The organism is Aeromonas caviae (assembly GCF_000819785.1).
Taxonomy (GTDB): domain Bacteria; phylum Pseudomonadota; class Gammaproteobacteria; order Enterobacterales; family Aeromonadaceae; genus Aeromonas; species Aeromonas caviae.
The window spans coordinates 69,991-82,456 of record NZ_CDBK01000110.1 but is presented as its reverse complement, the minus strand read 5'-3'; the positions used below and the strand labels follow the sequence as shown (position 1 = coordinate 82,456).

At 64.6% G+C, this 12,466-nt stretch carries 11 protein-coding genes; 1 reads left to right on the top strand and 10 read right to left on the bottom strand.

The genetic code is table 11. The features are described 5' to 3' along the window. Positions 1 to 37 precede the first annotated feature (37 nt). The 4 genes from BN1120_RS20160 to BN1120_RS20150 all read right to left on the bottom strand — a co-directional run bounded on the left by BN1120_RS20160 (position 38) and on the right by BN1120_RS20150 (position 3,512). A complete protein-coding gene (locus BN1120_RS20160; protein ID WP_042017730.1) occupies positions 38 to 1,516 on the bottom strand; it encodes a carboxypeptidase M32 in 1,479 nt (492 codons plus the stop codon). A gap of 106 nt (positions 1,517 to 1,622) precedes the next feature. Then, positions 1,623 to 2,204 carry a DNA endonuclease SmrA gene (gene smrA, locus BN1120_RS20155; RefSeq protein WP_042017729.1) on the bottom strand — a complete coding sequence of 194 codons (582 nt, stop codon included), beginning with the start codon at positions 2,202 to 2,204 and terminating at the stop codon, positions 1,623 to 1,625. Positions 2,205 to 2,319: 115 nt separating this feature from the next. After that, a complete protein-coding gene (locus tag BN1120_RS21135; RefSeq protein WP_010673287.1) occupies positions 2,320 to 2,469 on the bottom strand; it encodes a DUF3149 domain-containing protein in 150 nt (49 codons plus the stop codon). Between the two features lie 155 nt (positions 2,470 to 2,624). Then, a complete protein-coding gene (locus BN1120_RS20150) occupies positions 2,625 to 3,512 on the bottom strand; it encodes a TraB/GumN family protein (protein WP_041214639.1) in 888 nt (295 codons plus the stop codon). 70 nt (positions 3,513 to 3,582) lie between these two features. On the opposite strand from BN1120_RS20150, the gene BN1120_RS20145 reads away from it, so the two are divergent. Beyond that, positions 3,583 to 3,915 (top strand): DUF1904 family protein, encoded by a 333-nt coding sequence (locus BN1120_RS20145; protein WP_042017728.1) that lies wholly within the window; start codon positions 3,583 to 3,585, stop codon positions 3,913 to 3,915. 59 nt (positions 3,916 to 3,974) lie between these two features. On the opposite strand, the gene BN1120_RS20140 is transcribed toward BN1120_RS20145, so the two are convergent. The 6 genes from BN1120_RS20140 to denD form a co-directional block, all read right to left on the bottom strand. Next, positions 3,975 to 4,805: an SDR family oxidoreductase gene (locus tag BN1120_RS20140; RefSeq protein WP_042017727.1), complete on the bottom strand. Its 831-nt coding sequence runs from the start codon at positions 4,803 to 4,805 to the stop codon at positions 3,975 to 3,977. Between the two features lie 114 nt (positions 4,806 to 4,919). Continuing rightward, positions 4,920 to 6,320, bottom strand: a complete 1,401-nt coding sequence (locus BN1120_RS20135; RefSeq protein ID WP_010673291.1) for an OprD family outer membrane porin — start codon at positions 6,318 to 6,320, stop codon at positions 4,920 to 4,922. 681 nt (positions 6,321 to 7,001) lie between these two features. Continuing rightward, positions 7,002 to 8,939, bottom strand: a complete 1,938-nt coding sequence (locus tag BN1120_RS20130; RefSeq protein WP_042017726.1) for a methyl-accepting chemotaxis protein — start codon at positions 8,937 to 8,939, stop codon at positions 7,002 to 7,004. Between the two features lie 59 nt (positions 8,940 to 8,998). Continuing rightward, the gene (locus tag BN1120_RS20125) at positions 8,999 to 9,889 is read right to left on the bottom strand and encodes a DMT family transporter (RefSeq protein ID WP_042017725.1); all 891 of its coding nucleotides are present in this window, start codon (positions 9,887 to 9,889) and stop codon (positions 8,999 to 9,001) included. A 90-nt stretch (positions 9,890 to 9,979) separates the two neighbouring features. Continuing rightward, on the bottom strand, positions 9,980 to 11,485 hold the full coding sequence (locus tag BN1120_RS20120) for a GntP family permease (RefSeq protein WP_042017724.1): 1,506 nt from the start codon (positions 11,483 to 11,485) through the stop codon (positions 9,980 to 9,982). Beyond that, positions 11,482 to 12,432 (bottom strand): D-erythronate dehydrogenase, encoded by a 951-nt coding sequence (gene denD / locus BN1120_RS20115; RefSeq protein WP_042017723.1) that lies wholly within the window; start codon positions 12,430 to 12,432, stop codon positions 11,482 to 11,484. Before denD ends, BN1120_RS20120 begins: the two co-directional genes overlap by 4 nt. Positions 12,433 to 12,466 lie beyond the last annotated feature (34 nt).

Here is a 12,466-nt window from a genome sequence, read left to right as displayed (position 1 = left end):
TTGTGAAGGGGGAGGCTGGGAGGGGGTTCAACCTCGCTTATTTCAGATAGCGCTGTTCGAGGTGTTTGCGCAGCCACTGGGGATTGAGCGCCTCACCGGTCGCGCGGCGAATGAGCTCGTCCGTGCCGTGCAGGCTGCCCTGTGACCAGATATGGCGACCGAGCCAGCCAAAGATCTCCGGCAGGCGGCCGGACTCTACGAGCGTGCCCATGTCGCCGAGCTCACGCTCGAGTGCAAAGCGCAGTTGCGCCGCGTACATGGCGCCGAGCGTGTAGCTCGGGAAGTAGCCAAACGAGCCGTCCGTCCAGTGGATGTCCTGCATGCAGCCGTTCTGGTAATTGCCCTTCGTGGACAAGCCGAGCCACTGCTGCATCTTGGCATCCCACAGCTCGGGGATGTCCGCGACCTCGATGCGCCCTTCCATCAGGTCCCGCTCCAGCTCGTAGCGCAGGATGACGTGGGCCGGGTAGGTGACTTCGTCCGCATCGACGCGGATAAAGCCGGGCTCGACCCTGTTGTACAGCTTCTCGAGGTTCGCCGGTGCGAGCGCGGCCTGTTCGCCGAAGTGTGCGCGGATGCGCGGTGCAATCTGTGCGAGGAACGCGGGGTGATGGCCGAGTTGCATCTCGCAGAACAGGCTCTGGCTCTCGTGAATGCCCATGGAGCGCGCCTCGGCCACCGGCTGGCCGAGCAGTGCGCGCGGCAGGCCCTGCTCGTAGCGTGCGTGGCCCGTCTCGTGGATGATGCCCATCAGGCTGGAGACGAACTCCTGCTCGTTGTAGCGCGTGGTGATGCGCACGTCCGTCGGCACGCCGCCGCAGAACGGGTGGCTGCTCACGTCGAGCCGGCCGTGCGCGAAATCAAAGCCGAGCAGCCCCATCACCTCCTGACCGAGCGCCTGCTGCGTTGGGATCGGGAAGGGGCCTTGCGGCGTCAGGATCACGTCGCTCTTCTGCCGTTCGCTCACGGTCTGGATGAGGCCGGGCAGCCAGCTCGTCAGATCGCCGAAGATCTGATCCAGCCGCGCGCTCGTCATGCCGGGCTCGTACAGCGCCAGCATGGCGTCATAGGGGCGCACCCCGAGCGCGTCGGCGCGCAGGCGAGCCACCTCCCGCGACAGGCGCACCACCTCCTCGAGGTTCGGGGCAAAACCTGCCCAGTCGTTCTCCTTGCGCTGGCGACGCCAGGCATGCTCGCATTTGCTGCCGGCCAGGGAAAGCGCCTCCACCAGCGCCCCCGGCAGCAGGCTTGCATCCTGCCACTGGCGCTTGATCTCCCGCAGGTTCGCACGCTGGTGCTCGTCCAGCGGTTCGCTCTCTGCCTTGGCAATCCACTCCCCAAGCTCGGGTGCGGTGCGCTTGCCGTGGATCAGCACGCCAAGCTCCGCCATCGCCTCGGCGCGGGCCTCGTTGCCCCCCTCCGGCATCATGGCGGCCTGATCCCAGCCGCAGATGGCGGAGAGGTGGGAGAGGCGGTGCAGTTGTTGCTGATGTTGTTCGAGTTTCTGGTATGACATGGGATTGTCCTTGTTATCGTCCCTGATGGTATGCACCCCGTACCTGGCATGATCGGGGCCGCCCGATGCTAGCACTGCCATCCACCCTGGTGCCACCCTCAGGCAGTCAGCCGAGGCGCTTCTGGTGCCGTTCGCGGTTTTCCGCCTTCTTGCGCTCGCTCTTGCGCAGCAATACGTAGAGCGCACCGCTGCCGCCGTGGCGGCGCTCGGCGCTGTGCATGGCCATCACCGAAGGCAACTGTGGCAGCCAGGCGCTGACATGGCTCTTGAGCAGGGCACGCGGGGTGCTGCGCTCCCCCTTGCCGTGCAGGATCAGCAGGCAGCGGATATCCCGCACTTCGCATTCGGCAATGAACTGCACCAGGGCGATACGGGCCTCGTTGAGCGTCTTGTGGTGCAGGTCGAGGGAGCCTTGCAGCTCGTATTTGCCAAGGCGCAGCTTCTTGTAGACCCCCTCCTGCACGCCGTCACGCTTGAAGCCGACGATGGCATGGGGGTCCAGCATCTCGACTGCTTCCGTGCCAAGGTGATCCAGGGTGAGTTGTTCGGCGGTGGCGGCTTCCCGGCGCGCGAGTTGCGCCTCGGTGGGCTTGCTGTTGCCCGCAACAGGGGCGATATGGTCGCTGCGAAGGGGCCGCACGTCGGCCACTTCAAGCAGGAACAGTGAGAGTTCGTCGTTATGAGACACGGCAGGCTCCCCGCATGAAAATGAGGGAGCCAGTATAGCGGGCCTTGGTGGGCCTTAGAATGGCAACGCTCGCAGGCCCCGGCCCTGCCGGGGAGGGCGGTCTGAGCGAGCCTGGTTATTGCCCCTCTTTGGGCGGCTCTGCGTGCATCACCTTGTAGATGAAATAGACCGCATAGGCGCTGATGAGCAGGAAGGTGCCGAAAATCACCAGCATGGACATCAGCCCCACGCTGTTGCCGAACATCAGGTTCATCCAGAATTCCATCTCGTTCACTCCTGTCACTGGGCGGTGACAGGCATGATAGATACCTCTTCAGGAGGGAGGGGATGATCTCGATCAACTCCCTATCTGGTTATTTAATCGGCAGCAAATTCTGTGAGCCGACGCGCATCCGGCGCGTCAGGTCGCCGGACTGGACGCTATTTTGCTTTCTCCAGGGTCGGTTCGGTGAGGGGCGTGATGCGCCAGCCCTGCTGCTCCAGCAGGGCGAGCAGCCCGTGCTCGCCGTAAAGATGCAGGGCCCCTACCACGATAAAGCTCTCGTTCGGCAAGCTGGGCCACTTCTTGACCCAGTTGCGGTTGCGCTCTGCCAGCAGGGTCTGTTCCAGCCAGGCTTGTAGCTTGGGCGGCGCCATCTCCTCCCTGAGCAGATTGATGAGGGTGGCCTCGTCCCCGTTCTGCCAGGCGGTCATCACGGCGTCGAACCCCTGCTGGATGTCGGGCAGCTCGTCCAGGGTGCTCTCCAGCATCAAGGTCTGGTTGTCGCCGACGCTCGCGAGATAGCCGAGCTGCTCCAGCAGGGTCTCCAGCCCGACGATGGGCTTGCCGCCGTCGTTCGCCCGCTTGGCGAAGTGCTGGTCGACACCGTATTCACCGCGATAGCCGGTGCGCTCCAGGGCCGCCTGGGTCAGGGTAATGGCCGCAAACCAGGGACGCAGCGGGGCCAGCATGCTCTCGTTCAGACCGTTCTGGCCCGCGGCGATGAGGGTGCGACGGTAGAGGTCGATGGGCAGGTGATCCTTGAGGGTCTTGCCGTCGACGAGCCGGGTGATGGCGCCCATCTCCTGCCACTGCTCCTGGCTGATGTGGGTCATGTCCACCTCCATCACCAGGGCGCGGCTCTGCTGCCAGGCGCGCTCCACCGGGTCCGGCAGGGGATAGAGAGAGGGTTTGCCCGCATGGATGGACCCCAGCAGCCAGTGCTGTTCGTTGCCCTTGTTGATGCGGTAAAAGGCCGGATCGGCCATGGCATGGAGCGGCAGCAGCAGGCAGAGCAGGAAGGAGAGCAGCGTGGGATGGAATCTCATGAGGCACCTTATGTGAGCGGGATGAGTGCTCTATGATAAGTCCTCATTTGTCACAGCCAAGAGGTTTCCCATGCCCCACCTTCGTTTTTGGGCAGTTTCTGTCGACACCCTGCAGCGGATAAGCGCCCCCCTGATGGCGGAGCTCTGCGCCCTGACCGGTGGCAAGCCGGAGTTCATCACCCTGGAGTGCGTGCCGAGCCAGTGGGTACGAGATGGCCAGCCCGAAGCCGGTTTTCCCTTCGTGGAGCTGGTCTGGTTCGAACGACCGCAGGAGATGCAGGATGCCGCTGCCGCCCTCATCACCCGCCACCTGAAAGGGGTGCTGGGGGAGCAGACCTATGTGGTGGTGCAGGTGCTGCCCATCGTCAAGAGTCACTACTACAGCAACGGCCAGCACTATTGAGCGGGTATCGTTGCTGAGACCGGTGCATGTCAAGAGGAGGGCCACCGAGGGCCCCTTTATCAGGCGGATTTGATCAGCAGCTTGTCAAGCCAGCGGCTTGGCAGCAGGCGGCGCAGCACGGTAAACAATTTGGTCGGGAAGGTGACCGGGTAGCGGTGCCTGGGACGCTTGCTCGTGAGCGCATGCACTAACGGCGGGATGCAGGCCTCGCTTGGCAGGGTAAAGCCCCGGGCACCCCCTTCACGCTCCAGCCTGGCCAGCGTCTGGGCATAGGCGTCTTGATGGCGGCTCGCGCTCGGGTCTATGTGGCGCAGGAAGGCCTCCCGGGCATTGGCGCGAAACCGGGTGTCGATGGGGCCGGGTTCGATCAGGCTGATGTGCACGCCGCTGCCCGCGAGTTCCAGGCGCAGGGTGTCGGTATAGCCTTCCAGCGCGAACTTGCTGGCGTTGTAGGCGCCACGATACTTCATGGCCACCAGGCCAAGCACCGAGCTGTTCTGCACGATGCGCCCCTCGCCTGCCGCCAGCATGGGGGGCAATATCTGGCGAATGAGGTGATGCCAGCCAAAGAGGTTGGTCTCGAACTGCTCGCGCAGCGCCTCGGTGGGTAGATCTTCCAGCGCACCGGGCTGGCCGTAGGCGCCGTTGTTGAAGAGGCCGTAGAGGCGCCCTTCTGCCAGGGCCAGCGCCTCTGCCGCCCCTCGCTCTATGCTGGTGCTGTCCGCCAGATCCAGTTGCACCGCCAACAGACCCTGCTGCTGCAGCAGGGCCACATCCTCGGCCTTGCGGGCGGAAGCGATGACGGTGAAGCCCCGGGCGCCGAGCGTTCTTGCGGCGGTGAGGCCGATGCCGCTGGAGCAGCCGGTGACGAGCACGAAGGGATGGGGCATGAGCATGGTCCTGGTTGACGGCCGGCAGGTGGCCCGAAGTTGGCATGGTAGCGTGGTGCCACCAAAAACAAAACCGGGCCAGAGGCCCGGTTTTCGGTCACGTCAGATGCCTGATTACATGATGGTGAACGGCATGATGATGTGGAACTTGACGTCATGCTCGGAGCTGAACATGTTCGGGTAGTACCAGCTGCCCTTGTCGTCCTGTTCGTTGTTGTAGTCGGTGTAGTGCAGCTTGAACAGGGTGCCCTTCAGCTTGCCATCCTGCACTGTGTACATGACGTCGAAGTTGGCTGCCCACTCTTTGCCGCCTTCCAGGGACTTGTCGCCGTTGTTGGCATCCCAGCCGTAGGCACCGGAGACACCCACGCCCCAGCCCGGTGCACCCACCAGATCATCCAGGGAACGAGTCACGCCGAAGAACAGGGCTTTCTCGTCGTTGTGGTTCCAGTCGGAGCGGGAATCCCACCAGATTTCGTTCGCGCCCTGGGAGTTGCCGTAGCCGCGGGTCAGACGGGGCAGGTAGTTGCCCAGATCCCCTTCAGCCTTGGTCCACAGGCCTTCCAGACGGAAGCCATAGGGGCCGGCTGCCCAGCTGGCGGTCAGGGCTTGTTGCCAGGCCAGGCCGTCATAGTCGCTGTTCTCGGTGTCGGAACCGTAGAACTGGTAGCTGGTGTTTAGGCCACCCAGTACGTCGAACTTGTGGGCCAGCTTGAAGTGGTAGCTGTCCATGTAGCCTTCGGACTGACCGAAGCCGGCTGTGACGGCAGTGCCGTTCTCGAAGGTGTAGCGAGCGGCCAGACCGTGGATGTAGTCGATCTTGTTCGCATCGGTGAAGGGATCGCTGGCATAGGGGCTGCTCTTGGAGAAGCCGGTGGTGTTCTTGAACCAGGGAGCCTTGTACTCGTCGGCGATGGCGTAGGTCAGGTAGAGGCCGCCAAAGGTGCCTTCGATCTGGCCACCACGGTAGGTACCGGGTTGATAGGACCAGTTGACACCGAGGATGCCGGGTACATAGAGCTGGGTGTAACCACCCTTGGCGGTGACGGCGTCACCGAACTTGAATTTCAGGGCGGCGTTGGAGAGGCTGAAGCCGTTCTCGGGAACGCCGTCACCACCTGAACCCCACTTGTCGCCCCAGAAGGAGAACTCGTTCTCTTCGTTGACGCCATTGCTCTCGTCAACGGCCAGGTCGTAGGCACCGAAGCCGCCCACGTCGACGCCGACCACACCCCATGCATAGCCGGAGTTGAAGTTCAGGGCTGCCTGGGTGGTGGCATGGCTCAGGTTGGAGTGGTATTTGCCATCCTGACCCGGACCGGCCTGGACGCGATCACGCTCACGCTGGAAGTAGAACAGGCCACCGGTGAGCTTGCCTTCGTCGATGAAGGCGCTGTAGGACTTGCCGTATTCCGGGCTCATCATGTCTTGAGCGGCGAACGCCATGCCGGGTGCGACCAGTGCCGCGACCACGGCAGCACTCAACGCGGCGCGCTTGAAGATCACTTTTTCCATTTGTTATTGCTCCTGATTTTATGGACTTAGCTTTTTTATCCGGCAGCCGGGTAGGCACCTGCCGCTCGGTATTGGCATTGCAATCAACACCCCTAAGGGCAAAAAAATGGTTCTCTGTCGTGCCCTTGTGCCTGATGCCTTGGCGCATCGGTCGGGGCTATCTGCATCGTTACAGTCGTTATTTTTTGGCTGTCGATCCTTGGCGATCTGACATCACCAAGAGTACGTTCGCGGTGCGAAATATCAATGTAAAGTTCCCGGCAAGTTTCAAAAATATGACCGAGTGCAAATAATCATGATTCTTGGTGTGGGCACTCCCAGGCCACTCATGTCGGCAATGACAGCGCTTTCATGGTGATTTCACCGTTCTCCTGCGCAGATCTTGCCGTCAAGGCAGAACTTTCTTTGTTAACCCGGTGGCAACATATAATTTTGTATCACAAAAAAAGATGGGCCCGGCGGGATGCCCACTGTCGTGAGCGTGAGCCGTTGCCCCGACAGACAGGGGGACCAGAGATGTGAAAGGGGTGAGGGAGCCTGTGACTGAATGGATGAGGCAACCCGTCATTGGCCGTGAGGACATGACGGGAGCATCAAGAGAAGGATTGCGGCAAGGCCGTACCGCGGGCAGGTAGACAGGGAGCGCGCCCCGGGTCTGGTGCGAGCCAGACCCGGGGGTTATCAGGCCTGGCTCAGGATCCGGGGGATCTGCTGGGCCTGGTGGTGTATGTGCTCCGAGACCTGTACCGAGAGACGACTGCCCTGGCGGGCGTGCTGGCTGATGCGACCGATGAGGGCGGCGAAGCTCGCCAGCCTGTGTTCCTGGCTCTTGGCATTGTCGGCGCCCTGCAGGGCGATGACGGCGGTGCTGCGCGCCATCTCCCGCACCGTCAGGGTGGTCTGGCGCAGTTGCTCCGCCTGCTGGCGCTGCTCGGCGGCCTCTGCGGTGATGCGGGCCAGCACGGTGGCGAGCTGATCCCCCGCCTGGGTGAGGCTCGCCAGGATCTCGGTGATCTGGCCGAGGGAGCGCTGGGTGTCGGCGGAGAGGTGGCGCACCTCGTCGGCTACCACCGCGAAGCCGCGTCCCTGCTCCCCGGCCCTGGCCGCCTCGATGGCGGCGTTGAGGGCCAGCAGGTTGGTCTGCTGGGAGATATGGCCGATGACGTCGACGATGGCGGTCACGTCCTCCACCGAGCGGGTCAGCTGGGCCAGGGCGCCGCTGCTCTCGTCGATGGCGAGCCCGGTCTGGGCGGTAGCCGTCAGCATGCCCCCGACCAGCCGCTCGCTCTGGCTCATGGAGTGTTCATTGTGCTGGGCGTGCTGGGCGATTTCGGCGGCGACCTGGTGCACCTCGCTGGCGAGCTGGTTGAGCTCCTGCATCATGGTGTCGCTCTCGTCCACCGCCTGCTCCGTGGTGCGGGTGCTGTGATGGATCTCCTGCACCTGGTTGACCATCCCTTGCAGACTTTGCGACACCGCCGATAGCTGGCCCTCTTTCTGCTGCTGATCCTGTTGCAGGCGCTGTATCAGGCGGTTGTAGCTCGCGACGATGTCCGCCAGCTCGTTGCGCTCGCGCCCCGGGGTCAGCAGCTGGGCCTGACCCGTGGCGTCGAGCTGCAGGAAGGCTGCCCGCAGTTGCAGCAGGGGCCTGACCAGCCAGCGACGCTGCACCAGGGCGAACAGCAGGGCCACCACGACCAGGCAGAGCGCCAGCACGCCGAGTACGGTGGCCAGCTCCCGGTTCATGGTCTGACGGGCGGCGGCGAGTTGTTCGCCCAATTGCTCCCCCGCTTGCAGCAGCTGGGTGATGTCCTGCTGCACCATCTGACGAGCGGCCTGCTGCTGTTGCAGCGCCTTGCGGCTGTTTTCCAGCTCCTGGGGATAGCGCTTGAGCAGGGAGGTCAGCTCGGCTTTGGGCTGATCCCCGAGCTCCTTGCGTATCGGCTCTCCCAGGGTGAATTCGTCGGCCGGTGCCTCCTCGAAAAGTGCCAGGCTCGGCAGGGCGGCCAGGGAGTCTGCCTGTTTTTGCAGGGCAGCCAGCTCGAATTGCAGCCCTTCGAGGCGCTTGGCGCTCGCCTGCTCCATGTAGTTCTGGCGCTGGTGGGCGAGGGAGGGGAGGGCGGTCAGGATGTCGGCCGCCCCCTGGCGATACTGCTCGGCAAGGGCCGGATCCCGCCCGGCGGCAGCCCCCTGCTGGCCGTAACGGAGCAAGGCTTTGGCCTGGGTGGTCAACTCGTTCTCGGCATTTTGCAGCAACCACTGGCTGTTGCCGGAGAGCTTGCCCGCCGCCAGATAGTCGCCGTCAATGCGGGTTTTCATCTGCTCAAGCCGGGCGTTTAGCGGCTGGGTCTGGGGATCCTCCAGGCGGGACAGCAGGGCCAGCGCCTGCTGACGCACTCCCTGGGCCTGGGCCAGCAACAGGGGATCCCCGCTGCCGAGATAGTCGCGAAGCGCCCCCTGCAGCGGACCGCTCAGTTGCTGTTGCAGGCGCTCCTGCAAACGCTGGGCCTGGGCCGAGTGGTTGAATTGTTGCCAGCCATGATAGAGCGCGGTGGCCTGAACACCGGCCACCAGCAGCAAGACGAGGGAAGAGAGGGAGGCAAAATGGGCAATTTTCACATCAGATTCCTGCTTGAATCACGCAATGGGCGCGAGCTTAATCAGGTCTGATGGCGTTTTTATGACAGTGGCCGTGCCAGCTCCCGTTGACTTGGGCTCTTCACCAGCAGGCCGAGCAGGGCGCCGCCCATGATGAGCCCCCCCGCCAGCAGATGGCGCGGGGTGAGCGCCTCGCCGTTGAGCCAGACCAGCAGCAGGGTGCTCAGCAAGGGAGTGAGGTAGGCGAGCGCGCCGATGCGGCGCGGATCCCCGTCCCGCAGCGCCAGATACCAGGTGACGAAGGCCGCCCCCATGGGGCCGAGGGCCAGCCCGATGATGAGGCCCCAGTCACCTGCCGGGATGCGGGCCACCGGCAGCGGTCCCTCCAGCATCCATGCCAGCAGCAGGGCCAGGAGCCCTGCGGGCAGGCAGGCGGCGGCCGTGACCACGGCAGGAGCGGGAGGTAGGCGGCGGGAGAGCACGGAATAGGCGCCCCAGACGATGGCGGCGCCGAGGGCCAGCAGGTAGCCGGGCAGATGGGCCTGTTGCAACTGCAGGTGACCATCGACCATCACCAGTACCGATCCCGCGAGACCCAGGGCCCCGGCCAGCAGATGGTGCAGGCTCAGGGGATGACCCGGCAGCAGCAAGGGGGTGAACAGGATGATGCACAGCGGCCAGAGGTAGTTGATGAGGTTTGCCTCCAGCACGGGGGCGTGGCGAAAGCTTGTGAACAGCAGCAGGTGATAGAGCAGCAGGGCGGTGATGGTCACCAGCCAGGTGAGGGGGCTGGCGCGCCACTGGCGCCAGAATGGCAGGGTGCCCGCCCCGCAGAACAGCAGCACCAGCCCCACCAGCACCAGCGGCGAGACGCTGGTGATCCGGGAGGTGAGCGCGGCGAGGGAGGCCCACAACAAGATGGTGAGCAGGGCAAAACCGGTGGACTTGTCCCACCAGGAAGACGCAGGCATCCAACACTCCTTTGCAAGATGAATGAACGAAAAAGAGGGCCAGTCTAGCAGACTGGCCCTCGTCACACAGCGTTGCCGTGACGGTGCGGGTTATGACTCCCGGCTCGGGACGGCCCCTGCCGACGGAGCCAGGGACTGCCCCTTGACGTACCAGACGATGAGGGCCAGCACCAGCAGCGGCAGCACGGGGTCGAACCAGGTGCCGCCGGAGCCGAACAGCAGGTTCAGCAGGGCGACGCCGGTGCCGCCGATGGCCCAGGCGATGGTGGTCGGGATGGACCAGACGATCATCTGCTGCTTGACGTCGGAGATCCCCATCATGCGGTTGACCACCCAGAACAGGCTGTCGTTGAAGTAGCCGAAGAAGAGCGACCCCATGGTGGCGGCCTGGGCGGCCAGCAGCATGTTGACCCCGGGGATCTGCGCCAGGATGGGGGCGGAGATGGAGGCCGCCGTCACCATGGCCACGGTGCCGGATCCCTGGATGAGGCGCACCAGGGTCGCCACGATGAAGGGGATCAGGATGGGGGAGATGGGCAATTGGGCGATCTGCTCGGCCAGTTGCTGACCCGCGCCACTGTCGCGCAGCACGGCCCCCAGCGCCCCGCCGGCACCGGTCACCAGCAGGATGATGCCGGCGGATTGCAGCCCCTCTTCCAGGCGGGCGGCGGTGGCGTGCCTGTCCATGTGCGGGACCAGGGTATAGACCGCCAGCAGCACGCTGATGGCCAGCGCGATGATGGGGGTGCCGATGAAGTTGATGCCCTGCACCAGGGGGTTCGCCATCAGGCCGTCCATGCCCTCCAGGGTGGCCAGGGTGGTGAAGATGGCCTTGACGAAGATGAGCACGATGGGCACCAGGATCGGCAGCAGCGACAGGGTCAGGCTCGGCAGGGTCTTGCCCTCCTTCTCCTTGAGGTACTGCTCATAGGTGGCTTGCAGCTCGTCCGGGGTCTGGGCGGCCTGGGCACCGAACTCGGGGTACTTCTTGTCGAGCCACTGGGCGTAGAAGACGATGCCGAGCACGCAGGGGATGGCCAGGGCCATGCCGGTCAGCAGCATGGCGCCGATGTCCACGCCAAACAGGCCGGCAACCCCCAGCGGGCCCGGGGTCGGCGGCACGGTATGGTGGGTTACCACCAGGCCGCCCGCGAGCGCCACCCCCAGGGTGAGCAGGGAGCGCTTGCCGCTTTTCGCCAGCGCCTTGGCCACCGGATAGAGGATGACGAAGGCGGAGTCCACGAAGATGGGGATGCTGACGATGTAGCCCGTGATGGCCAGTGCCCACTCCTCGCGGCGCTTGCCGAGCCACTTGATGAAGCTGTAGGCGATCTGTTCGGCGGCGCCGGAGACCTCAAGCAGGCGACCCATCATGACCCCGAGGCCAATGACGATGCCGATGCTGCCGAGGGTGGAGCCAAAGCCCTGGGTGATCACGGTGAGGGTCTTGTCGATGCTCATGCCGCCGGTGATCCCGGCGATGCAGGCCGCTGCCAGCATGGCGATCAGGGCGTGCACCCGGGTACGGATGACCAGGAACACCAGCACGAAGACCGCGATGATGAGACCGATGATGGGGGTTGGGATGTCGCTCATGATGCCTCCTGCATGTCATGGGTGATGAAACTGTCGATGATGTCGGCAAACGTCCTGTCTGCCGCGAAGCCGAGGGTGCTGGCCCGCTGGTTGTCGATGCGTCCCGGCCAGCTCGCCACGATGCGCTCGATGGCCGGATCGGCGGCAAACTGCACCCGATCCCGGGCCGCCTGGCCACCGGCCCGGGCGAGGGCCTCCAGCATTTCGCCGACGGTCACGCTGATGCCGGGCAGGTTGATGCTGCGGGCGTCACCGATGGCGGGGAGCCTGGCCGCCAGCAGGAAGTTCGCGACCACGGTGGCGGGGCTGGAGAGCCAGAGGCGCAGATCCGGGCTCACCGGGCAGATGGCGCTCTCCCCTTGCAGCGGCTCGCGGATGATGCTGCTGACAAAGGAGGAGGCGGCGCGGTTCGGCTTGCCCGGCCGCACGCAGATGGTGGGCAGGCGCAATACCAGACCGTCGACGAAGCCCTTGCGGCTGTAGTCGTTGACCAGCAGTTCCCCCATGGCCTTCTGGGCGCCGTAGGAGGAGGTGGGGGTCAGGGCGGTACCGTCATTCACCAGCTCCGGCAGCGGGCCGCCATAGACGGCGAGCGAGCTGGTGAAGATGAAGCGGATGCCGGGCCGGGCATGGCGGCACGCCTCCAGCAGGGTGCGGGTGGTGTCCAGGTTGACCTGCCAGCCCAGATCGAAGTCCTGCTCCGCGTGGCTGCTGACGATGGCGGCCAGGTGGTAGACCACGGCGGTCCGCTCGCTGATGAGGGACTCGGCGACACCGGGTTCGGTGAGGTCGGCCCGCAAACAGCGAACCCTGGGGTCCGGTAGGGGGGATTGCGGCTGCTGGATGTCCACCAGCAGCAGCTCGGTGAAGGGGTGGGGGCCTTGCAGCAGGGCCCGGGCCAGTTTCTGGCCCAGGAAGCCACCGCCGCCGGTGATGATGATCTGCATTTTGTTATCCTCAGACTCGTTCATGTTCAGGGTC